A 21,637-nucleotide genomic window follows, 5' to 3' on the forward strand; every position below is an offset into this window, starting at 1 on the left:
AGGAGCATTTTTATGAGCAAGCTTGGATTTATCGGCTTGGGCATCATGGGCGCGCCGATGGCTGCGCACCTGATTGCGGCAGGACACGAGGTTTTCATGAACACGCGGAGCAAAGTGCCTGCGGCTCTCTTGACCGGCAAGGGCAAGGCCTGCGACTCCATCGCCGACGTAGTAAAGCAGGCGGACATCATTTTCCTGATGTTGCCCGATACGCCCGACGTGGAGAACGTGCTGTTTGGCGAGGGCGGAGTGGCCTCGGTGCTGACCAAGGGCAAGACAGTGGTCGACATGAGCTCGATCTCGCCGATGGACACCAAAGAGTTCGCCAAGAAAATTGACGCCCTCGGTTGCGACTATCTGGACGCCCCGGTGTCGGGCGGTGAAGTCGGCGCCAAAGCTGCGAGCCTGACCATCATGGTGGGCGGCCCGCAGGCGGCGTTTGACCTCGTCAAGCCGTTGTTCGAACTGATGGGCAAGAACATCACCCTGGTGGGCGGCAACGGCGACGGCCAGACCTGCAAGGTGGCCAACCAGATCATCGTGGCGCTGAACATCGCGGCCGTGGGTGAAGCCCTGTTGTTTGCCAGCAAGGCTGGCGCCGATCCAGCCAAAGTGCGCCAGGCGCTGATGGGCGGTTTTGCCTCGTCGCGCATTCTGGAAGTTCACGGCGAACGCATGATCAAGCGCACCTTTGCGCCGGGCTTCCGTATCGGCTTGCACCAGAAGGATTTGAACCTCGCGCTCAGCGGTGCGCGTACGCTGGGTCTGGCTTTGCCGCAAACGGCGGGCGCCGCCCAGCTGATGCAGGCCTGTGCCGCCAACGGCATGCAGGACCTGGACCATTCCGCTCTGGTGCGCGCGCTTGAACTTCTGGGCAACCACGAAGTCGCGTAACTCATCCGCATGAAGAGCCCACAGAGGCTCACGGCGCAGCTGGTGGAGGACACCGCTTTTTCACACATCCGGAGACGAACATGCCGATCAATCGACGAGAGCTTATTGCTGCTTCACTGGCTTTGGGGACTGGCGCTGCGAGCGCGCAGGCTTCATGGCCGTCCAAACCCATACGCCTGGTGGTGCCGTACCCACCCGGCGGTTCTTCAGACATCATCGCGCGCGCCATTGCGCAGCCTCTGTCCGAGGCGCTCAAGCAGTCGGTCATCGTGGACAACAAGGCTGGCGCCAACGGTAACCTGGGCGCCGACATCGTGGCCAAGTCAGCACCCGACGGCTACACGCTGCTGCTGTGCGACACCGGCGCTCTGGCCATCAGCCCTTCGGTCTATCCCAAGCTGGGTTTCGACCCGACCAAGGACTTGCGTGGTGTCACGATGCTGGCCTACTCGCCGCACCTGCTGGTGGTTCATCCCTCGGTACCCGCCAGCAATCTCAAGGAGCTCGTAGCGCTTTCGCACAAGACCGACCTGAACTTTGCGGTAACGGCCATGGGTAGCGCACCGCACCTGGCTGGTGTTGCGGTCGAGCGGGCGAGCAAGGCGAAGTGGCAGTACATCCCCTACAAGGGCGGTTCGCAAGCCGTCAGCGATACGATCGCCGGCCAGACCCAGGTGTTGATGAACGGCATGCTGGCCACCTTGCCGCATGTGCAAAGCGGGAAGCTGAAGATCCTGGGTGTCTCCAAGAGTACGCGCATGCCGCTGATTGGCAATGTGCCGACGCTGGCGGAGCAGGGGCTTGCCAACTTCGAGTCGGGCACCTGGCAGGGCTTGCTGGTGGCTAATGGTACGCCGGCAGCCGTCATCAATCGCCTCAACACAGAGCTCATCAAGATCATCCGCAGCCCGGACATCCGCGCCAAGTTGGCGGGACAAGGCGCCGAGGTAGTGACCATGACACCGGCACAGCAGGATGTGTTTTTCAATCAGGAGCGCAGCCGCTGGGCCAAAGTTGTTGCAGAAGCAAACATCAAACTGGATTGAAAAATCGTTGCGTGATTTAGTGGTGATATTGCCTGATATCTTTGGGTTGTGAGCGCGCATCCGTGGGAATATCGAGCAAGGGATTCAATCTTGAAAAGAAACGAGTCGGCCCATCAGAGGCTGGCCGTTATTAGCCACGCCAGGAGACAAAAACATGCGGACTTCATTCAAGGGGCTTTTGTGCCTCTCTTTTGCCCTATGCGCGAGCGCCGCCATGGCTCAGACCAAGCTGCGGGCATGGAACATCCATCCCGATGGTTATCCGGTATCGGAAGCCATGAAGAGTTTTGTAGAGCAGGTGGCCAAGAGCACCAGTGGTCGCTACAACATCGAGCTTTTCAACAGCGGCACACTTGGCGACCAGCCCAAGGCCGTTCAGATGCTCAAGAGCGGCGAGATTGACGTGGCTGAGTTCAGCTCGGGCCCGCTGTCGGATGCCGTGCCGGGTATCAAGGTACTGAACCTCCCTTTTCTATTCACCGACTCCGCACACATGTTCCGCCACCTGGACGGCAAGCTGGGCGAACGGTTTTCTGCCAACCTGAAGGCTGCTGGCTTCGTTGTACTGGGTTGGTACGACGGTGGTGGACGTTCTTTTTACTGCGTCAAACCCGTCAACAACATCAGGGACCTGGCCGGCATGAATATCCGGGTTCAGCAGTCCGAGGTTTATATCGAAATGGTGAAGCTCATGGAGGCCAAGCCGGTGGCCTTGCCTTTCAAGGATGTGCTGAGCGCTCTGGAACAGGGTAAAGTGGATTGTGCCGAGAACAACCTGCCTTCGTATGAATCCACCGGCCACTACAAAGTCGCAAAAAACGTTTATATGACCAACCACGTGATCTCGCCCGAAGCGCTGGTGGTGTCGACGAAACTCTGGGACAAGCTGAGCAAGGAAGACAAGGCCGCTTTCGCCGATGCCGGGGCCAAGTCGGCCATCCTGATGCGCGAGTTGTGGAACAAGCGAGTTGCCGCTGCCCTGGAGACAACGACCAAACAGGGCTCGCAGTTCGTCAAGGTCAGGGACGCATCGCCCATGGTCAGGCGCATGGGGCCGCTGTACGGAAAATACATGGCCGATCCGACCACACGCGAAGAATTGCTGACCATTATTGCCAAGTGAGCAAGCTGAATACCGTCATGTTGCTTGATCCCGCGCGGTTTGTGCGCGAGATCGACGGCAAGTCCGTCGGGTTGTTCACGCTGCGCAACCGGCAGGGAATGACGGTTTGCGTGACCAACTACGGCGCCAAGATCGAGCAGATTCTGGTGCCCGGCCGCGATGGACATTTTGGCGACGTGGTGCTGGGCTACGACAGCATCGACGGCGTGATCGGCGGAGCGCCTTCAGTGGGTGCCTTCATCGGGCGCTATGCAGGTCGTATTGGCCATGCGCGCTTCACGTTGGGTGGCAAGGAGCATGTGCTGGCCGCCAACAACGGCCCGCATTGTTTGCACGGCGGCGTGAAAGGCTCGCGTTTTCGGGTATTCGCTGCGGTGCAGCGCAGCGATTCCAGCGTTGAAATGCGTTATGTGTTTGCCGATGGGGAAGAGGGCTTTCCGGGCACGATGACGCTGCGCCTGACCTACAGCGTGACCGAGGCGAACGAGCTGGTGCTCGACTACGAGGCGCTCGCGCTGGATGCCCCCACGGTAGCCAATTTCACCACGCATGCTTTTTTCAATCTCGAAGGCCCGGGAAGTCGTAATGCGCTGGAGCACGAGGTCACGATTTGCGCCGGCCGCTATTTCGAGATGGCGCCTGACCTCATCGCAACAGGCAGGTTGCTGCCGGTGGAAGGAACGCCGTTTGATTTGCGCAAGCCGGTCGTGCTGAACAAGCGCGTGTGCGGCTTGCAAGCCGAGGCCGGTATCGGCCTCGTCGCCGGGTATGACGACTGTTTTGAGATTGACCGCTCTGCCGCCAGTGATGAAGATCTGGCGCTATGCGCGCGCGTGAGTGCACCCATTAGCGGGCGGGTAATGGAAGTCTGGTCGACCGAGCCCACCATGCAGTTCTACACCGGTCTTGTGGCAGGCGAACCGCTGGCTGGCGGGCCGGGCAAGGGCGGCAGGCAGTACGCGCAGCAGCAAAGCCTGTGCTTTGAGCCGCAAGGGTACCCCAACGCACCCAATGTGCCGGCATTTCCTTCCGCCGTGCATGAGCTGGGACGGAGCCGCCAGGGCCGCACGCTCTACCGCTTCAGCACTTCCTAGGCAAGTGCGTTCCGCATGTCAAAATGCTCCGGCAACAAGCAAGGAGCTGAGCATGCGATGGTGGAAACTGGCGTGGATGCTTGGGATGGTGTGGGCGGCGCAGACGACCGGCATGCCAGCATGGGCGCAGCAGCCCGAGCGCGTGCCGCCGCAGATCGTCAAACTGCCTCTGCTGATCGACGGTAAACAGTATGAGGTTGTCACCCATCTCTACAAGCCCGCAGGCGAAGGTCCGTTTCCGCTGGTGATCTTTTCCCACGGGCGGGCGCCGTCGCGCGTTGACAGGGCCAAGCTTGAGTATCCGGTGCTGGTCGGGCACGCCAACTACTGGCTTCGCAAGGGTGTTGCCGTGGTTGCCCCGGTACGGCCGGGATACGGGGATACCGGGGGCACCGACAGGGAGGACTCCGGCATCCGGTGGAGCGGCAAGGTTTGCACCGGCGACCCCGACTTCACGCGTGTGGCCAGCCACGCGGGCCAGACAGTAGTCGCGTTGCACCAATGGGCGCTGCAGCAGCCCTGGGTGCGCAAGGACAGGGTGCTGCTCGAAGGGCAGTCGGTGGGCGGAATGACGACGGTGTCGGTCGCGGCGCTCAATCTGCCGGGCGTCGTCGGCGCCGTCAATTTCGCGGGCGGCTCCGGCGGTAATCCGGAAGACTCCCCGGCCAGGAGTTGCAAGCCCGAGAACATGGGTAAAACCTATGGTGAACTCGGCAAGCTGGTCAAGGTGCCCAACCTGTGGCTCTACGCCGAGAACGACCAGTTCTGGGGAGCCGAGGCGCCCCGCGGATGGCACGAGGCTTTTAGTGCCGGTGGCAGCGATACACAGTTCATCCAGACCGGCCCGGTTCAGGGACATGACGGGCATTCACTGCTGACCTACGGCGGAAAAATGTGGTCGGTGCCGCTGGATGCGTTCGTGCGCAAGGTGGGACTGACGGCGCCCTGAGTTTTGATCGGGCATAAAAAAGCCCGGAACCCTGCGGGGCCGGCTCATCAAGTCCCTGACTTGCCCATGGAATAATTTCGGATTTCCTGGCAGAGGTCTTCAAGCGCAGTGACCATGGGGATGTCGTAGTGTGCACACACGATGTCCACATTTCCCTTTCGCCAGTAGCCCGGAGGGCAACAGACCACCGCCTTTCTTTCGCGAGCCGCGAGGCCGAGTTCCAGCAAAGTGACGGGAGCCTGGGATTGCGGGGCAAAGTAAAACGCCACCATCCCCACGGCTTCCATCGCGCTCAATTCCCATTCGACCTGCTCACGAAACGGTGGAAAGTCGGCTTGCGCCTGCCAGCTTGAATCCCACTGGGCCCGGCGAGGGTTGAGCAAGGTTCCTGGACAGTCCGCCAGAGACAATGCCAGCTCCGCTTGCCAGTCAACGCTTTTTCCCAAGTCGATGGACCCCGCCAGGAACACGGCTTTGTCAAAAGACAGCGTGGAAAGACGAGTGGGTGGCAGGACAAGCTGCATTTCTCAAATGCGCTCGGTCAGCGTGAAGAAGAAATCCAGCATGTGGAAGTGATCGTCATGAAACCGGTCCTCCATGGAGGTCAATTGATTGACTGGAATCCATTCAGCCGCCGCCGCGTCGTCGGCCGCCTGGATTTCCGGCAGGTGACGCGAGCCCAGATCAAAGAAGTGGGCATGGGTGATCACGCGGCCGCGCAAGCTGCGATCCGGATGGTCAAACACGTGGACTGCTTTCAAGGCGTTTTTCATATCGCCTTCCAGCAAGCGCATCTGGGTTTCTTCCTCCAGCTCGCGCAAGGCTGACTGATACACCGTTTCCCGCTGCTCAATGAATCCGCCCGGCACGGCAAACAAGCCCTTGCCGGGAGAACGTCCGCGCTGTATCAGCAATACCCGGTCACTGCATTTCACGACCGCATCCACCGTCACAAAAACCGGCGCATAGGGAGAGCCGGCCCACTTCGCCTTTTCCTGCCTGAGGCTCTCCCATTCCTGTGCGAGTTCAGGAAAGTAAGGCAAGGCCGCCCAGGTGCGAAGAAATGCGATGGTGCTGGCCGGCGCCTGACTCACTAATGCGGCGAGTGCCGGTTCCAGCGCCGCGCCGGCATTGCCAAAGTAAGCGTCACGCAATGCGCTGGCATCGATCCTGCCTTGCGATTCGACGGCATCAAGCGTCCAGCCGGGGAAATTCTTCAAATACTCGCTGGTCGCATCTTTAAAGTGCCCGACGAGCACAAAGGATGTCCCGGATTTCTCGCCCACCAGCTCCGCCACGCCGTGCTTGACCGCCGATACCCAGCGTTCCTGGTCATAGTAGTCACGCACAGGCAGAAACCGGATTCTGTCCCGGTCGGACTCAGGCAGGGCCAGGCGGATCATTTCCGCCCGCTCTTGCCAGGTGAACGGGTTCTTGGGCGTGCGGGCCTGGTAGGCCGAGCCAAGTACGACGATGCACAGCGGCGCCGCTTCCAGGGCCCGGCGCAGCAGCGCAAGCTGCCCGTTGTGAAAGATCTGGAACCTCCCGATATAAATCGAGACGTCGTGTTTTTTAGGGTTTGATGTCATGAGAGCCTATTGAAATTTGGCGGCAATCGGCATCTGGCGACCGGAGCCGAAGGCGCGCGCGCGCAGACGGATGATGGGGGGGGCCTGCCGGCGCTTGTACTCGTTGCGGGCGATCATGCCCTTGATACGTTCGATCATTGCGAGACTCTCGGGCTGCCGGCGCAGTTGCGCGACGAAAGCGGACGCTTTCTCGTACTCCCACCCGGCCAGCCGCCGGCCTTCGATCAGGAGCTTGAGCACCTCGTCGAGCACCGGGTAAGGTGGCAGGCTGTCCACGTCCTTCTGATCGGGCGCCAGCTCCGCGGAGGGGGCTTTGTCGATGATGGCCTGAGGGATGATTTCTTTGCCTGCGACTTCGTTGAGGTAACTTGACAGGGCGAACACCTCGGTTTTGTAAAGGTCGCCGATCAGGCCCAAGCCGCCGTTGGTGTCGCCATACAGCGTGCAGTAGCCGACCGAGATCTCGGACTTGTTGCCCGTGGTCAGCAGCAGATGCCCGAAGCTGTTGGAGTATTCCATCAGGATGGTGCCGCGTGCACGGGCCTGAAGATTCTCCAGAGCAATACCGTGCAGCGGCTGGCTGAAGGCGGCTTCAAATCCACCGGAAAATTCGTTCACGATGTCGGCGATCGGATGGTGAAGCAGCTCCACCCCCAGATTGCGGCAAAGGACTTCAGAATCATCGACCGAGCCGGCCGACGAAAACCGCGAGGGCATGGTGATGGCCGTCACATTGGATGGGCCCAGGGCCTCGGCGGCCAGCGCCAGCGTCAGCGCCGAATCAATACCGCCGGACGATCCGATCACCGCGCGGGTGAAGCCACAGCGCCGCGCATAGTCCTGCAGGCCGAGCACGATCTGGCGCCGGTAGAACTCCATGGTCGGCAGTCCCTCCACGGGAACGGGGGCGGGTTCATCCCCGGCCAGCGTGAGGAACCGTCCGCTTTCAAAGCGCAGGGTCGTCACGTCTTCGGCGAAGCGTTCGGCTTCAAACACCACACCGGCTTGGGGCTCCACCGCGAACGATGCACCGTCATAGACAAGCTGGTCATGGCCGCCCACCTGGTTGACGTAGAGGATGGGCAATTGGTTGCGCTTGCTGGCGGCGCCAAAGATCTGGTGACGCTGTTCACGCTTGCCGATGTTGGACGGGCTGGCATTGATGGAAATCACCAGGTCGGGCGCGGCGTCGCGCATGCGGTCAAAGGGGTTGATCGCATAATCCAGTCCCTCATCGTTCCAGCCGTCTTCGCAGATCAGCACGCCTACCTTGGCATCCCGGATGCGCAAGACCTTTGCCACATCCTGGCCGGGTTCAAAATGCCGGCGTTCATCGAAGATGTTGTAGGTGGGCAGCAACTGCTTGGCGTATTCCAGCAGCACCTCGCCGCCCTTGATCACGCGCAGCGAGTTGCGCAGCTTCTTGCCCGGCGCTTCGCGGCGCGCGGGCAGGCCGATGACCCAGCAGAGATTAGGAATCTGGCGGGAAGCCAGCAGCAGATCCTGGAGAGCCGAATCGACGCGCTCCATAAAGCCCTCTTCTTCGAGCATGTCGCCGGGGTAGTAGGCCGTGAGCGACATCTCGGAGAAGACAACGATGTCGGACTGGTCGATCCAGGCCTTGCTGGCGGCCGTGACCATCTTGGCCACATTGCCTGAGAGGTCGCCTATGGTGAAGTTCAGTTGGGCGGCGGTGATTTTGAGCATGCTGTCCTCAAACCGAAGCAGGAAAACGGAACACCTGGCGCAGGTAGGCCAGAAAGGTCTGGTCGTTGCACAGCGTCTTGCCCGGGCTGTCCGACAGCTTGGCCACCGGCCTGGCATTGGCGCCGGTCAGCTTCATCACGATGTTCAGCGGCGTCAGCCCGACGTCGTTTGTCAGGTTGGTGCCTATGCCGAAGCCCGTCTGGGTGCGCCCGGCGAAGGCGCGGTAGAGCTTGAGCGCGGTCGGCACGTCCAGCCCGTCGGAAAACACCAGGCGCTTGTTCTGCGGGTCCACGCGCAGCTTGGCGTAGTGGGCCAGGGCTTTTTCACCCCACACAAACGGGTCGCCGGAATCATGGCGCAGGCCGTCGAACAATTTGGCGAAGTAGAGATCGAAGTCCGCCAGAAAGGCGTCCATGCCGACGACGTCCGTCAGGGCCACACCCAAATCGCCGCGGTACTCCTGCACCCAGTCTTCGAGTGCGGCCCGCTGGAAGTCGCGAAGCGTCATGCCCAGCGCTTGGTAGGTCTGCAGGTATTCGTGGGCCATGGTGCCGATGGGCACCAGGTTGAGCTCCTTGGCCAGCAGCACATTGGAGGTGCCTTTGAAATACTGCGGGACTTCGCGTTTGAGCGTGGTGACCACTTCGGTCTGCCAGTCGCGCGAGAAACGCCGGCGCACGCCGAAGTCAAAGAACTCGAAGGGGTTGCGCAGCGAGGGTTCTTTTTCGAAGGCACGCAGGATGTCAATCTTGCCCTGCAGGCGCTTGCGTCCCTCCACAAGGGCGACAGCCTGGTCAGAGCGGCGGAAATAGAGCTCGTTGACGATCGCGAGCACGAAGATCTCGAAGGCCATGGTGTGCACCTGCGGGCCCACGGCCTTGATCACCAGCGTGGGGCCGTCGACCGTGGCTTTGATGAACTCTCGCTGGAATTCAAAGATGCGCAGGAAGTCGACAAAGTCGCTCTTGATGAAACGAAGGCCACGCAGGTAGGCCAGTTCCTCGGGCTGGAAGCGCAGGGTGCAGAGATGGTCGAGCTGCGCATTGACCTCGGCCAGCAGCTCGCTCAAGGGGTAGCCCGGCTGGTTACGGCAGACAAAGCTGTATTCGGCCTCAGTCTGCGGATGCCGGTGCAGCATGGTTTGCCACATGGTGAACTTGTAGAGGTCGGTGTCCAGCAGGCTTTGAATGATGGGTTGCATAGTGGCTTTGTGATGAAGAGAGAACGTCGCTCAGGCGTTGGCTTGCAGGGCTTTGAGGATTTCCGTGCTGGTCGACAGCACCACGCCGCGGCCGGCCATGTCGTCCAGGAAGGCCTGGTGCTGCGCTTCAAAACCGCCGACCGGGCTCATGCAGTCGGTCAGCAGCACCACCTTGCCGGTCTTGCCGGACGGCAGGTTTTCCACGATGTGCTCGGTGGTCGCTTTCACGCAATGGCTGCTGGCCTCGCCGGCGATGATGAGCAGGTCCGCCTGGTCCAGCGAGGCGATCAGCGCAGTGTTGAGCTGCGTCGCCGGGTCTTCTTCATCCGGCACCTCGGCCTGCATGGCGCTGTAGTGTTCGGTCCAGGGGTTGCTGCCTTTGCCGATCTTTTGCACCATGGCAAGGCGGCTGTCTTCCCAGCTGTTGTAGGCAGCCTTCACGGCGGGGTGCACATTGTGGCCCCAGCTGCCGATTTCGCAGTGCACCGGCCAGACCATCAGGGTGTAACGGCCGCGCCGCTCGAGTTCGTCGATGTAGGCCAGGGCTCTGGGCAGCATGGCCGCATCTTTGGGCAGGTAGTCGCCCTTGCGCACCTGCGCCGCCGTGATCGGCGTGAACGGCCCCACGGCCGCGCCGGCGCCGGTCTTCCAGAAGGTCGGGTGAGCGATGTCAAACCTGTGGTGAGAATCCAAAGTCACGCCGATGGCGGAAATGCCGGGCGCGCCTTCACGGATCAGCGTGGCCAGGCGCAGCATGTCGGCATGGGCACCCGCCACGGGCAAGGCCGGCGAGGTGGCTTTCCCCGTCACCGGGTCAATGGGCAGCCAGTCGGCCGGCAGGTCGCAAAAGTCGTTTTGCGGGTCGATGATCAAAAGCTGGATGTTTTTCTTCATGCTGTCCTCTGTTGAGATTGATTGGGTGCACTGCCGCCGATTCTCGCAGCAGCGGCCGGTTTTATTCCACCAGGATTCCCTTGGTCTCGCAGACGCCGATGCGGGCTTCCATGCCGGCGGTGAAACGCAGGAAGTCAGCCTCCATGCCGTCCGAGAAGATGACCCCGTTGTCCGGCATGCGCGAGCGCAGCGTCAGCACGTCCGTTTCCTCGATCTCTCCGTACAGCAGGGAGGTCTGGGAGGCCCGGCTGGCAAAGGGCTCCCGCACGGCGAAGACGAGGTGGTCGGTGTCGCGCGGCATGGGTTCGTATTCGTCACCCCGCCCATAGCCCACCGCTTGCGCGATACCGATGGAGCCAGTGATGATGCTTTTAAGCCAGGCCGTCGATCCCAGCCCGGTTGCGACAATCAGGCCCGAAGACGACTGCGCCTCCTTCACGCCGCGGAACTCGATGTCGTAGAGCGCCGAGGTATGACTTTTCGGGCCTATGAACAGGTCGTTGACGCCCCTCAGCACCTGCCCGTCGGACAGCCTGGCCTCCGCCATGGTCACCAGCGAGGTCGCGCGGCTGCCCCTCGCCACCCCGGGCAGCACTGATGCCAGCTGTGAGGGCTCAAACGGAAGCAGCACGCCGTCCCAGCGTTTGGGCTCCGGGTTGACGCCGACCAGCGGCTGGCCGTTCAGGTACTTCAGGGTGTTGGCCACCATGCCGTCCTGGCCCAGCGTCACCACGATGTCGTCGGCCGCGAAGATGTAGTTGCTCAGGTGCGCCCTGTCGATGATCTGGTAGCGGCCCCAGGCCTGCAAGGTTTCCGCGACCACCCGCAGGCTGGAGGCATAGGCCTCGTTCTCGCGCAGGTAGTCGGTGAAGTCGGCGCCCAGGTGTTCCAGGTAAAACTGAGCCTGGCCCAGGGTCTGATAGCGCGCCACCAGCTCTTCGAGCCGGGTCTGGCGCGTGACCAACACCACCTTGCGGTTCTCGGCTGCAGACATGTTTTTGTCCTTTCCTGTTTCTGCTTATTTCCGGGTACCGGCGTTCGCGCCTGCCAGCAGCGAGTTGAGCAGTTCGGGCGACATGTTCAACTGGCCGATCTTCTCGGCCTTGTCGGCGATGCCGCCAAAGGCCTGGGCGATCAGCTGGGCTGGGTCCATGCCAGCCGAAGCCAGTGCCTGGATGGTGCGGGGATCTACCGCCTGGAAGGTCTTCATGATGGCGTCCAGCCGGGCCGCTTCTGCCTCGGCCAGTGTGCGCGAGTTGGCGGCCTGGCCGTTGACGTAAAGCTTGCGTTTCTCTTCGAGGGCCACGTCCGAATCCATCTGCTCGGTACGCAGGGCGTTTTCCTTGCGCATCACCGATGCCTTGGCGGCCATCTTGGCGTCCTCGATCTGGCTGCGTTTGTCTTCCACGGCAACTTCGGTGTCCAGTTCGTTTTCGCGGATAGAGCGCTCGTTCTGGACCGCGGCCATGCGGCGCAGGTAGATGGCGTCGTCCGCAGCCTTGAGGTTGGCCTCGCGCGATTCGGCTTCCAGAGCCCGGGCGATGTCAGGGGTCGGCTTGATGGCCAGGATGGACACCCCCAGGACCTGCAGGCCCAAGGCCGCGATCTCGGGCTGCGCGCCCAGGCTGGCTTCGGCATGCCGGGCGATCTCGGCGGAGGAGAGCAGGGCTTCCTTGAGCGCCAGTGCCTGGACTTTTTGCTGGATGATGACCTGTACCTGCATGCCGACACGGTCGCCCAGCTTGAGTGGGTCGTCCGATGCATAACCCTGGCCGTTGGCTTTCAACGAGAAGTCCATCAGGCGAGCCGTCAGCTGCGGCGTTTTGACCTGGTAGGTGACCTGCCCCTGCACCGTGACGTTCTGGAAGTCGGAGGTCACCAGGGTCAGCATGAAGGGGTGGTGGGCGCTGGCCACGGGCACCGCCACCACGGTAGAGGTGGGCGCGTAGTAATAAAAGGACTGGCCTGCGCCTTCCCGGATCACTTTCCCCCTTTTGAACTGGATCAGGTGAACCGTGGGCTGGGACTTGATGAACCGGATGCCTAACATGGTGCTTTCTCCTTGTGGTTAATTGTTCGATAGGTTGTATTGAACAACCTTTTTATGAGTTGCATAATACAACCTAATTCAGATTTGTCAAACGGGAGAAAAAAAATGGCCGCCAAACCGAAACACCTGAACTTTGAAAAACCGCTGACGACGGTCGACATAGTGATCTTCACCGTGCTGGACGAACACTTGCAGGTCCTTTTGGTTAAACGGCCCGTGGGGCCGGAAGAGCCGTTCCCGGACGCCTGGGCCCTCCCTGGCGGTTTTGTGGATGTTGACAAGGACGACTCGCTGGAGGCCTGCGCCAGGCGCAAGCTGCTCGACAAGACCGGCGTCAAGAGCCCCTATCTGGAACAGTTGGGCAGTTGGGGCGGCAAAACGCGTGATCCGCGCGGCTGGTCGGCGACGCATGCTTACTTTGCGCTATTGCCCGCCGACTCTGTGCAACTGGTTCAGGATGAAGCCAAGCCGGCCAAATGGCATCCGGTAGATGAGTTGTCGCCCCGTAAGCGGCTGGCGTTTGACCACAGCGACATCTTGCAAGCTGCGCTGGAGCGCCTGCGAAGCAAGGTGGAATACACCTCGCTGCCGGCTTTCCTCTTGCCGGAACCGTTCACGCTGCCGCAATTGCAGAAAATGTATGAGGTGGTGTTGGGGCGGTCCATCGACAAAAGCGGGTTCCGGACTCGCGCGCTGGCGGCGGACTTTCTGAAGGAGGAAGGCTTTCTCGACGTAGGATCGCCCAGGCCTGCCATGGGCTACCGCCTGAAAGACAGGCGTGCAGTGATGTATTTTCCGAGGACCTTCAGCCCCCGTAGCTAAGGGGATGGCCTATGCGGCCCGCTCGATGTACACCGTCTCGACCGGCACTTGCAGGTTGGGATCATCATCCGTGGCTTGCAGGCGCTGCGATGCGACGAAGCTGCTCATGTCGATCACCTCCAGCAGCTCGGTCGTGGCCAGCGCGCGTAAGGCCTCCCCGCGCAAACCGAGCTGTATGGCCCGGCGGGTGAGGTTCGCGCCCGATGGTGCGTGGTCTGGATCCCACTGGCGCCTGACATTCGAAGTCGCAACGGCGGCTTGCCATTCCTGTGGGTTCGCATAGACCTCGCTGTCGAACATGGAAGGCACGGCGGCGGCGAGAAGCGAGTCAAAGAACGTACGCCTCAGTCTCAGGCCCAAGACCCCTTCTTGCCCCTCTTTGCTACCCCAGCCTGAGCGATACATCATCCACAAGAAGTTTGGCTTGATCCAGCTCATGCGGTTGAAGCTGAAGTCAGGACCGCCCAACTGCCCATGCTCAATGGCGTACGCCGCCGTGCTGGGTCGATAAGCCTGGTAAACGACGATGGTGTCCGCGTCGTGGTGCGCTAACACATGCCGACCCTCTGTTGGCCATACCCGTCGCTGTTCTACGTAAGGAGCAGTAGTCAGTTTCACTCAGGGCTCCCGGCCTCAACAACGCAGAGGTAAACCGGCGGCACATGATCGGTCAGCCATACATTGTTTTCCGATCGAAAGAACAGATAACCTTCTGCCGCCATGCGCTGGGCGTCCACGGCAAGCAGAACCGGTTGACCATAACGCTGGCCCACCGCGGTAGCCGTTTCGCTGCTTTCGCTCAGGTGGACATGATGGCGCTGGCGCTTGGTCAAGCCTTCCGCCAGGACGGCGTCGAGGAAACGCGATGCGGTGCCGTGATAAAGCCTTGCCGGCGGAGCCAAAGGCGGCAAGCCAAGTTCGACATCCACAGAATGGCCTTGGTTGGCGCGGATGCGCAAGCCGTCGTCGCTGAAGGCGAAACGTTTTTTGTCGCTGGTTTCGACGACTTTTTCGAGCAGGGCACGAGAAAGGGGATGGTTTGCCGACGCAGCCCTGGCGAGCAGCTCATCGACGTTGGCCCAGCCCGCCGCATCTAGCGAAAGCCCGATGGTGGACGGCTTGTGCCGCAGTACCAGGCTGAGGAACTTGCTGGTGCTGGTGAGTTGTTGTGGGGTCATGAATTTTCCTTTTTTATTGTTATAGGTTGATTTATAGGTTGCTCTGAGCAACTTATAGGGTTGCATAATACAACCAAACAACGGAAAGTCAAACCCCTGAACAGATCAGCAGGCAATGAGCGCGAATCGGCGGTCAATATGCATTGATTTTGGTGTTGACATGAAAAAGCCCGGCGCCTTGCGGGGCCGGGCTTTCAAGAAGCTTTGAAGAAAAAGCTGTTTACAGCGTGTCGATAAAGCTGCGCAGCTTGTCCGAACGCGAAGGGTGCTTGAGCTTGCGCAGTGCCTTGGCTTCGATCTGGCGGATGCGTTCGCGCGTCACGTCGAACTGCTTGCCGACTTCTTCGAGCGTGTGGTCGGTCGACATTTCGATACCGAAGCGCATGCGCAGCACCTTGGCTTCGCGCGGTGTCAGGCTGTCGAGAATGTCTTTGACCACATCGCGCAGGCCGGCCTGCATCGCGGCTTCCAGCGGTGCGGTGTTGGCGCTGTCTTCGATGAAGTCGCCCAGGTGCGAATCGTCATCGTCACCGATCGGCGTTTCCATCGAGATCGGCTCTTTGGCGATCTTCATGATCTTGCGGATCTTGTCTTCAGGAATCTCCATCTTGGCGGCCAGGATGCTGGCGTCCGGCTCAAAGCCGAATTCCTGCAAGTGCTGGCGCGACAGGCGGTTCATCTTGTTGATGGTTTCGATCATGTGCACCGGGATGCGGATGGTCCGCGCCTGGTCGGCGATGGAGCGCGTGATCGCCTGGCGGATCCACCAAGTGGCATAGGTCGAGAACTTGTAGCCGCGGCGGTATTCGAACTTGTCGACCGCCTTCATCAGGCCGATGTTGCCTTCCTGGATCAAGTCAAGGAACTGCAGGCCGCGGTTGGTGTACTTCTTCGCGATCGAAATCACCAGGCGCAGGTTGGCCTCGATCATTTCCTTCTTGGCGTCGCGCGAGTTGGACTCGCCTTCGTTCATGCGTTTGTTGATGTCCTTGAGCTGGCCCAGCGGCACCACCACGCGGGCTTGCAACTCAGCTAGCTTGGTTTGCAGTTCCTGGATGGGCGGCACGTTACGCGCCATCACCACCGACCACGGCTTGCCGGAGGCAACCTGCTTTTCAACCCATTTCAGGTTGAGCAGGTTGGGCGGGAAGTCCTTGATGAAGACTTCCTGCGGCATGCCGCATTTCTCGACGATGATGCGGCGCAGCTCGCGCTCTTTCTTGCGCACGTCCAGCACCTGGCCGCGCAGCATGTCGCACAGCTTTTCAATGGTCTTGGCGGTAAAGCGCACCGTCATCAGCTCGTCGCTCAGGGCTTTTTGCGACTTTACGTAAGTCGGTGTGCCGTAGCCTTCCTTGTCGTAGGTCTTGTGGACCTTCTCGAACAGGGTGGCGATCTTGTCGAAGCGGCTGAGTGCTTCTTTCTTGAGCTCTTCGAGCTTCTTGGTCAGGGCCTTGGAGCCGCCCTTGCCGTCGTCGTCGTCCTCTTCGTCGAATTCGTCAAAGTCTTCTTCGGCCACATAGTCGTCGGCTTCATTGGGGTTGGAAAAGCCGTCGACCACGGTGGAGATGACGATTTTGCCTTCGCGGATTTCTTCGCCCAGACGCATGATTTCTGCGATGGTGGCGGGGCTTTCCGAGATGGCTTCCATCATCTTCATGAGGCCGCCCTCGATGCGCTTGGCGATTTCGATTTCGCCTTCGCGCGTCAAGAGCTCAACCGTGCCCATTTCACGCATGTACATGCGCACGGGGTCGGTGGTCCGGCCGAATTCGCTGTCGACGGTGGACAGCGCGGCTTCGGCTTCTTCTTCGGCTTCTTCTTCAGTGGCGACCGTAGGGCCGGTGTTGTTCAGCAGCAGGGTTTCGGCGTCAGGCGCCTGCTCGTACACGGCCACGCCCATGTCGTTGAGCATGTTGACCACGACTTCCAGCGTTTCAGCATCGACCAGCTTGTCGGGAAGGTGGTCGGAGATTTCGCCATGCGTGAGGTAGCCGCGCGTTTTACCCAGCTTGATCAGGGTTTTCAGGCGCAGGCGGCGTTTGAGCATGTCTTCTTCGGAGAGGACGGTTTCGTCCAGGCCGAATTCCTTCATCAGGGCGCGTTCCTTCGCCTTGCTGATTTTCATGCGCAGCGGTTTGACCTTCTCGGTCGTTTCCGCGATGGGTTCCCCGACGAGATCGTCTTCAATGTCGGACATGTCGAGGTCTTCCCCCGTCTTGACCGGGCCGGCGGCGCTCTTCGGCTTGCGGCCGCGCTTGGCGCCGGTGGTAGTGGCAGGCGCGCTGCCTTCGGCTGCCGGGTTCTTGGGCGGGCGGCCGGGTTTCTTCTTCACGGGCACGTCGGCGGAGACGGCGAGGGGCTTGGCTTCAGGACTGGACTTGGTCGGCACGGCGGGGGCTTTCTTCAGGGGCAAATCGGAAATCGCGGATTTCGCGGTTTTCAGGGGGGCTTTGCTCACCAGGGCATTGGGTTTGCTGGGTTTAACAGATATGGCGTGTTTTCCCGGCTTTTCAACCTTGCCGCTTTTGGCGGCAGGCTTTGCGGCAGCCTTGGTTGCTGCTTTGACTGGAGGCTTGCCTGCGGGCCGGGCAGCAGCTTTGGGCGCTGCCTTGGCTTTGGGCTTTGCGGCAGCTTTGGGCTGCGCACCTTGCGGCTTCTTGGACGTGCTCGGCTTCTTCGGCTTGGCAGTAGGCATAGGACCTCCAGTTGTCGGGAATTGTTTTAAATATCGATCAGCTACCAGTAAACAAAAATGCGCCTTTGCGCCTGTACAAAGCACAGGCACGGTGACAAGAGTTCAGAGTCAAAACGAGAGGGCGGAAAACAGGCCGGGCAATGCCAAAGGCACATGGCGGCTTATTTTCCCGGGCAAGCTGTTTGGGCGAACATTTGGTGTGCAGTCCTTGCGGAAATTCCCTGGGGGAAGTGGCCGTCTCATCTGTGAGTTCCCCGAAGTTTCAGGGTGGCCGGGCCGGAGGTGCTGCTGTCGCGCTTGCCGTCGAAAATCGGATTATACCCTGTTGCCTGTTTTTTGGGCGATTTATATGGCCCAGAAACAGGGATTTTTCCGGAGGCCGGGCCCGCTCAGCGGGCCGGGTCGGTGGCGGTGGTTTTGAGGCTGGCGGCCAGTTCCAGGTAGCGCTGCCGGGCGGCCGGGTCGGTGGCGGCGCGAGCGGCCAGCTCGCTCATCTCGCGCTGGCGGTGCAGGCGCAGGAGCTGGTCCAGGATGCTCCGAACCTCATCCCAGTCACTTTCGATGCCTTCGGGAATCTGTGCGATCTGCGCTGTGGCGTGTCTTTCGTAAGGGTGGCCGCGCAGCCCTTCACGCAAGGCGGCCCAGGGCTGGGGTCCGTGCTCATGCAACTGGCTCTCCAGCCAGATGAAAAGCGGGCCGTGGGGCTCAGGCAACTCGACCAGTAAATGATGCTCTTCAGTGGTGAGCCGGTCCCAGGTCTGGGCTTCGGTCAGCAGCAACCTGAGCACGCGGTCTTCACGACTGGCCGGCAGGATACGGCCAGCCACGCGGCGTGGAGCCCGGGCGCCGAAGCTGCGTCCCGCCGTTGACGATGCCGGGAAATAGTTGCCAGAGGGCTCGGACGAGGTGTAATCGGGCTCCTCGCGAAAATCCGGCAGATAGTCCGCAGGGCCGGACATGTCCTGGGAAGCGCCTGATGCTGAGGATGATTCCGGCTTCTGGCCCTTATTGGACGTGCGTAAGCTGCTATTATTTTTATAGCTGCCCTTGGAGGTCGCAGGTTGCCAAAGCTGCATCAGTTCGCGGCTGTCAATCAATACCCTGTCGGCAATTTCAGCCAGCAGCTGGCGTTTCAATGCGCCATCGGGCATCAGGTTCCACAGCGGGCGGGCGTTGCTGGCCATGTGGGCGCGGCCCTCGGCGGTGTCCAGGTCGCAGCCCTCGGCGGCGGCCTCCAGCAGGAAGCGGCTGAGCGGCACGGCCTTGCTGACATAGGCCGCGAAGCCTTCCTGGCCGTGCTCGCGGATGTAACTGTCGGGGTCGTGTTCGGCCGGCAGGAACAGGAACTTGACGGTGCGTACGTCCGTGGCAAAGGGCAGGGCGGCGTCCAGCGCTTTTCGGGCGGCGCGGCGGCCGGCGCTGTCGCCGTCAAAGCTGAAGACGACTGAGTCGGTGAAGCGGAACAGCTTTTGCACGTGATCAGCCGTGCAGGCGGTGCCCAGGGTTGCCACCGCATTGGCAAACCCCAGCTGGGCCAGGGCCACCACGTCCATATAGCCTTCTGTGACGAGGGCATAGCCGTGTTCGCGCAGGGCGGTGCGGGCCTCGAACAGGCCATAAAGCTCCCGGCCCTTGCTGAACACAGGGGTTTCCGGCGAATTGAGGTACTTGGGCTTTTCGTCGCTGAGCACGCGGCCGCCAAAGCCTATGCATTCGCCCTTGACGTTGCGGATGGGGAACATGACCCGGTCACGAAAGCGGTCATAACGCTTGGCTTCACCGGCCTGGTTTTCTTCGCCGGGCTCGCCCGTGATGACCAGGCCGCTTTCTACCAGCAGCGGGTCGTTGTAATCCGGAAAGACGCTGGCGAGGCTGCGCCAGCCTTCAGGTGCGTAGCCCAGGCCGAAGGTCTTGGCGACTTCGCCCGAAACGCCGCGGCCCTTGAAGTAGTCGATGGCGCGCTCGGAGTTGCGCAGGGCCTTGATGTAGGCGACGCCGGCTTTTTCAAGCACGCTGGTGAGTGTGGCCTGCTGCTCGCGCATCTGGGCGGCCCGCGCCCGGTCTTGCGGGGAGACGTCGTCTTCAGGCACTTGCAGGCCGTATTGCTGGGCAAGGTCCTTGACGGCTTCGACAAAGGTCATGCCGCCGTGGTCCATCAGAAAGCTGATGGCGTTGCCGTTTTTGCCGCAGCCGAAGCAGTGATAGAACTGCTTGGAGGGGCTGACACTGAAAGAGGGCGATTTTTCGCCATGGAAGGGGCACAGGCCCATGAAGTTGGCGCCGCCCTTTTTCAGCTGCACGTAGCGGCCCACGATGTCCACCACGTCGGCGCGCGCGAGCAGCTCCTGGATGAACGATTGGGGGATGGCCATAACCGATTGTAGAAACAACAAGGCCCTGCGACGGCAGGGCCTTGTAATTCACGGGGTATCGGGCGGTTTAGTCACCCAGGACGAGCCCTTCACGCCGCGGATCGGCGCCGCCGAAGAAGCCCTCGGGTGTTCTCTGAATGGCTTGCAGGCCGCTGGTCATGGTTTGTTCGCGTACCTCGGCGCCGCGGCTTCGCAGCGCCTCGACGGTGGCCGGCGAGAAACGTTTTTCTTCCAGGATGCTCGGGCCGTTGAGTGAGGCGAAGTTGGGCAGGTCGATCGCCTGCTGGGCATTGAGGCCCCAGTTCAGCGTGCCGTAAAGCGTCTTGGCCGTGAAGTGAATGATCAGCGCACCGCCGGGGCTGCCGCCGCTCATGACGAGCTGGCCCGAGGTTTTGTCAAACACGAGCGTAGGCGCCATCGACGAGCGCGGGCGTTTGCCGGCCTGCACACGATTGGCCACGGGCTTGCCGTCGGCATCGGTCGGGGCAAAGCTGAAGTCGGTGAGTTCGTTGTTCAGCAAAAAGCCGCCAGCCTTGCCGGTGCCGCCATCGGTCATCAGGCGCGAACCGAACTGGTCTTCAATCGTCGTGGTCATGGCGATCGCGTTGCCGTAGCCGTCGATGATGCTGATGTGCGAGGTACCGTACTCGGGCTGGTCGGGCATGGGCGCATAGGCGGTGGTGACGGCGCCTGGAACGCCCGGTTTGGCGGTCTTCATGCTCGGGCCTGCGGGCTGGATCAGCTTGGCGCGCTCGCTGAGATAGGCCGGTGCGAGAAGGCTCATCCAGTTGCCGCCCGGCGGCTGCACGAAATCAGGGTCACCCAGGTATTGGCCGCGGTCGGCAAAGGCCAGGCGCGAAGCCTCGGTGTAGAGGTGCAGCCAGTCGGCCGAAGGTGTGGGCGACACCGTGCCGGGAACACCGCCGGTGCCGGCGACCAGGCCCAGGGTACTTGCCGGTGTGTTGTTCAGGATGCCGAGGATTTGCCCGACCGCAATCGCGCCCGAGCTGGGCGGTGGCATGCCGCAGAGGCGGTAGGCCTTGCCGGCCGCGCGGTAGTCCGAGCAGATCGGGTCGCGCTTTTTGGGCTGGTAGCCGGCCAGGTCGCCCAGGGCCAGCTTGCCGGGGTTGGTGGCGTGGCCCTGCACTTTGGTGACGATGGCTTGCGCGACTTTGCCTTCGAGCAGCGCGCTGGAGCCTTTGGCAGCGATCTGTCGCAGCACGTCGGCGAGCGCCGGGTTGCGCAAGACGGAGCCCACATCGACGGGGCTGCCGTCGGCCTTGTAGAAGTAGGCTGCGGCGGTGGCGTCCTTCTTCAGGTGCACTTCACTCTTGAGCAAGGTATTGAGCCGCGGGCTGACCTTGAAGCCGTTTTCTGCGAGCTGGATGGCCGGCACAAAGAGCTGGGCCCAAGGCAGGCGGCCGTATTGCTTGTGGGCCATCTCCAGCATGCGCACCGTGCCGGGCGTGCCGACGGAGCGGCCGCCCACCACGCCGTCGTAAAACGGCATCGGTTTGCCGTCGGCGCCGATAAACAGTTTTTCGTCCGCCGCTGCGGGCGCGGTTTCGCGGCCGTCAAAGGCCTCGACCTTGCCGCCATTGGCGTGCAGCAGGAAGGCGCCGCCGCCTATGCCGCTGGACTGCGGCTCCACCAGCGTGAGCACCATTTGCACGGCGATGGCCGCGTCGATGGCCGAACCACCGGCTTTGAGCACCTGGTAACCCGCATCGGTGGCCAGTGGGTTGGCGGCCGCCACCGCAAAGGTCTTCGTGGCCCAGCCCGGTTTAGGCGTGAAGCCGGATGAGCCCTCGGGCTGCATGTATTTGGTGCCGCGCGCGACTTCATCGGCGGGGACCTGGTAGTTGAACGCGGTGGGGCTGCTGGCGCAGGCGGCAAGCAGCATGGTGGCTGCCAGCGCCGGGAAGGCGTGTCTCATGCGATATCCTTGAATGTAGTTGTAGCTTGTGGCAGGACCCTGTGCCTGCGCTGTTGAATATATCGAGCGGCCCCGCGCCTCACA

General features: G+C 61.5%; 18 protein-coding genes. 6 read left to right on the forward strand and 12 right to left on the reverse strand.

Annotated elements, in window-relative coordinates; translation table 11 throughout:
* Positions 1 to 12: 12 nt before the first annotated feature.
* The 5 genes from glxR to AC1DZE_RS13600 all read left to right on the forward strand — a co-directional run bounded on the left by glxR (position 13) and on the right by AC1DZE_RS13600 (position 5,106).
* Positions 13 to 894 carry a 2-hydroxy-3-oxopropionate reductase gene (gene glxR / locus AC1DZE_RS13580; RefSeq protein WP_477671053.1) on the forward strand — a complete coding sequence of 294 codons (882 nt, stop codon included), beginning with the start codon at positions 13 to 15 and terminating at the stop codon, positions 892 to 894.
* Between the two features lie 80 nt (positions 895 to 974).
* Entirely contained in the window at positions 975 to 1,940 is a 966-nt protein-coding gene (locus AC1DZE_RS13585; protein ID WP_477671052.1) for a Bug family tripartite tricarboxylate transporter substrate binding protein, read from the forward strand.
* Positions 1,941 to 2,094: 154 nt separating this feature from the next.
* Positions 2,095 to 3,063: a TRAP transporter substrate-binding protein gene (locus AC1DZE_RS13590; RefSeq protein WP_477671051.1), complete on the forward strand. Its 969-nt coding sequence runs from the start codon at positions 2,095 to 2,097 to the stop codon at positions 3,061 to 3,063.
* A gap of 17 nt (positions 3,064 to 3,080) precedes the next feature.
* Positions 3,081 to 4,157, forward strand: a complete 1,077-nt coding sequence (locus AC1DZE_RS13595) for an aldose epimerase family protein (RefSeq protein ID WP_477672787.1) — start codon at positions 3,081 to 3,083, stop codon at positions 4,155 to 4,157.
* Positions 4,158 to 4,209: 52 nt separating this feature from the next.
* Positions 4,210 to 5,106, forward strand: coding sequence for a dienelactone hydrolase family protein (locus AC1DZE_RS13600; protein WP_477700192.1), 897 nt, complete (start codon positions 4,210 to 4,212; stop codon positions 5,104 to 5,106).
* Positions 5,107 to 5,153: 47 nt separating this feature from the next.
* Here the strand turns inward: AC1DZE_RS13600 and AC1DZE_RS13605 are convergent, their stop codons facing one another.
* From AC1DZE_RS13605 to AC1DZE_RS13635, 7 genes are all read right to left on the reverse strand, one after another.
* Positions 5,154 to 5,630, reverse strand: coding sequence for a nucleoside 2-deoxyribosyltransferase domain-containing protein (locus AC1DZE_RS13605; protein ID WP_477672789.1), 477 nt, complete (start codon positions 5,628 to 5,630; stop codon positions 5,154 to 5,156).
* A 3-nt stretch (positions 5,631 to 5,633) separates the two neighbouring features.
* Positions 5,634 to 6,695 (reverse strand): NUDIX domain-containing protein, encoded by a 1,062-nt coding sequence (locus AC1DZE_RS13610; RefSeq protein ID WP_477672790.1) that lies wholly within the window; start codon positions 6,693 to 6,695, stop codon positions 5,634 to 5,636.
* Positions 6,696 to 6,701: 6 nt separating this feature from the next.
* Complete coding sequence (locus AC1DZE_RS13615; RefSeq protein ID WP_477671046.1) at positions 6,702 to 8,402, reverse strand: NAD+ synthase; 1,701 nt, start codon at positions 8,400 to 8,402, stop codon at positions 6,702 to 6,704.
* 7 nt (positions 8,403 to 8,409) lie between these two features.
* The gene (pncB, locus tag AC1DZE_RS13620; RefSeq protein WP_477671045.1) at positions 8,410 to 9,603 is read right to left on the reverse strand and encodes a nicotinate phosphoribosyltransferase; all 1,194 of its coding nucleotides are present in this window, start codon (positions 9,601 to 9,603) and stop codon (positions 8,410 to 8,412) included.
* 30 nt (positions 9,604 to 9,633) lie between these two features.
* A complete protein-coding gene (locus tag AC1DZE_RS13625) occupies positions 9,634 to 10,497 on the reverse strand; it encodes a cysteine hydrolase family protein (RefSeq protein WP_477671044.1) in 864 nt (287 codons plus the stop codon).
* A gap of 61 nt (positions 10,498 to 10,558) precedes the next feature.
* Positions 10,559 to 11,491 carry a diacylglycerol kinase catalytic domain-containing protein gene (locus tag AC1DZE_RS13630; RefSeq protein ID WP_477671043.1) on the reverse strand — a complete coding sequence of 311 codons (933 nt, stop codon included), beginning with the start codon at positions 11,489 to 11,491 and terminating at the stop codon, positions 10,559 to 10,561.
* 24 nt (positions 11,492 to 11,515) lie between these two features.
* Positions 11,516 to 12,547, reverse strand: coding sequence for an SPFH domain-containing protein (locus AC1DZE_RS13635; protein ID WP_477671042.1), 1,032 nt, complete (start codon positions 12,545 to 12,547; stop codon positions 11,516 to 11,518).
* A gap of 105 nt (positions 12,548 to 12,652) precedes the next feature.
* On the opposite strand from AC1DZE_RS13635, the gene AC1DZE_RS13640 reads away from it, so the two are divergent.
* Positions 12,653 to 13,369: an NUDIX hydrolase gene (locus AC1DZE_RS13640; RefSeq protein ID WP_477671041.1), complete on the forward strand. Its 717-nt coding sequence runs from the start codon at positions 12,653 to 12,655 to the stop codon at positions 13,367 to 13,369.
* A gap of 9 nt (positions 13,370 to 13,378) precedes the next feature.
* Here the strand turns inward: AC1DZE_RS13640 and AC1DZE_RS13645 are convergent, their stop codons facing one another.
* The 5 genes from AC1DZE_RS13645 to ggt all read right to left on the reverse strand — a co-directional run bounded on the left by AC1DZE_RS13645 (position 13,379) and on the right by ggt (position 21,553).
* A complete protein-coding gene (locus tag AC1DZE_RS13645) occupies positions 13,379 to 13,924 on the reverse strand; it encodes a DUF4291 domain-containing protein (RefSeq protein WP_477671040.1) in 546 nt (181 codons plus the stop codon).
* 59 nt (positions 13,925 to 13,983) lie between these two features.
* The gene (locus tag AC1DZE_RS13650) at positions 13,984 to 14,547 is read right to left on the reverse strand and encodes an RNA 2'-phosphotransferase (RefSeq protein WP_477671039.1); all 564 of its coding nucleotides are present in this window, start codon (positions 14,545 to 14,547) and stop codon (positions 13,984 to 13,986) included.
* A 220-nt stretch (positions 14,548 to 14,767) separates the two neighbouring features.
* Positions 14,768 to 17,245, reverse strand: coding sequence for an RNA polymerase sigma factor RpoD (gene rpoD / locus AC1DZE_RS13655; RefSeq protein WP_477671038.1), 2,478 nt, complete (start codon positions 17,243 to 17,245; stop codon positions 14,768 to 14,770).
* A 389-nt stretch (positions 17,246 to 17,634) separates the two neighbouring features.
* On the reverse strand, positions 17,635 to 19,617 hold the full coding sequence (gene dnaG, locus AC1DZE_RS13660; protein ID WP_477671037.1) for a DNA primase: 1,983 nt from the start codon (positions 19,615 to 19,617) through the stop codon (positions 17,635 to 17,637).
* A gap of 67 nt (positions 19,618 to 19,684) precedes the next feature.
* Positions 19,685 to 21,553, reverse strand: a complete 1,869-nt coding sequence (ggt, locus tag AC1DZE_RS13665) for a gamma-glutamyltransferase (RefSeq protein ID WP_477673746.1) — start codon at positions 21,551 to 21,553, stop codon at positions 19,685 to 19,687.
* Positions 21,554 to 21,637: the final 84 nt, after the last annotated feature.

It is taken from the genome of Polaromonas sp. P1_F1 (genome assembly GCF_056405795.1).

Excerpts from the sequence above, each read along its gene's own strand:
- glxR (WP_477671053.1), top strand. The coding sequence starts at position 13 with ATGAGCAAGCTTGGATTTATCGGCTTGGGCATCATGGGCGCGCCGATG.
- AC1DZE_RS13585 (WP_477671052.1), top strand. The coding sequence starts at position 975 with ATGCCGATCAATCGACGAGAGCTTATTGCTGCTTCACTGGCTTTGGGG.
- AC1DZE_RS13590 (WP_477671051.1), top strand. The coding sequence starts at position 2,095 with ATGCGGACTTCATTCAAGGGGCTTTTGTGCCTCTCTTTTGCCCTATGC.
- AC1DZE_RS13595 (WP_477672787.1), top strand. The coding sequence starts at position 3,081 with ATGTTGCTTGATCCCGCGCGGTTTGTGCGCGAGATCGACGGCAAGTCC.
- AC1DZE_RS13600 (WP_477700192.1), top strand. The coding sequence starts at position 4,210 with ATGCGATGGTGGAAACTGGCGTGGATGCTTGGGATGGTGTGGGCGGCG.
- AC1DZE_RS13605 (WP_477672789.1), bottom strand. The coding sequence starts at position 5,630 with ATGCAGCTTGTCCTGCCACCCACTCGTCTTTCCACGCTGTCTTTTGAC.
- AC1DZE_RS13610 (WP_477672790.1), bottom strand. The coding sequence starts at position 6,695 with ATGACATCAAACCCTAAAAAACACGACGTCTCGATTTATATCGGGAGG.
- AC1DZE_RS13615 (WP_477671046.1), bottom strand. The coding sequence starts at position 8,402 with ATGCTCAAAATCACCGCCGCCCAACTGAACTTCACCATAGGCGACCTC.
- pncB (WP_477671045.1), bottom strand. The coding sequence starts at position 9,603 with ATGCAACCCATCATTCAAAGCCTGCTGGACACCGACCTCTACAAGTTC.
- AC1DZE_RS13625 (WP_477671044.1), bottom strand. The coding sequence starts at position 10,497 with ATGAAGAAAAACATCCAGCTTTTGATCATCGACCCGCAAAACGACTTT.
- AC1DZE_RS13630 (WP_477671043.1), bottom strand. The coding sequence starts at position 11,491 with ATGTCTGCAGCCGAGAACCGCAAGGTGGTGTTGGTCACGCGCCAGACC.
- AC1DZE_RS13635 (WP_477671042.1), bottom strand. The coding sequence starts at position 12,547 with ATGTTAGGCATCCGGTTCATCAAGTCCCAGCCCACGGTTCACCTGATC.
- AC1DZE_RS13640 (WP_477671041.1), top strand. The coding sequence starts at position 12,653 with ATGGCCGCCAAACCGAAACACCTGAACTTTGAAAAACCGCTGACGACG.
- AC1DZE_RS13650 (WP_477671039.1), bottom strand. The coding sequence starts at position 14,547 with ATGACCCCACAACAACTCACCAGCACCAGCAAGTTCCTCAGCCTGGTA.
- rpoD (WP_477671038.1), bottom strand. The coding sequence starts at position 17,245 with ATGCCTACTGCCAAGCCGAAGAAGCCGAGCACGTCCAAGAAGCCGCAA.
- dnaG (WP_477671037.1), bottom strand. The coding sequence starts at position 19,617 with ATGGCCATCCCCCAATCGTTCATCCAGGAGCTGCTCGCGCGCGCCGAC.
- ggt (WP_477673746.1), bottom strand. The coding sequence starts at position 21,553 with ATGAGACACGCCTTCCCGGCGCTGGCAGCCACCATGCTGCTTGCCGCC.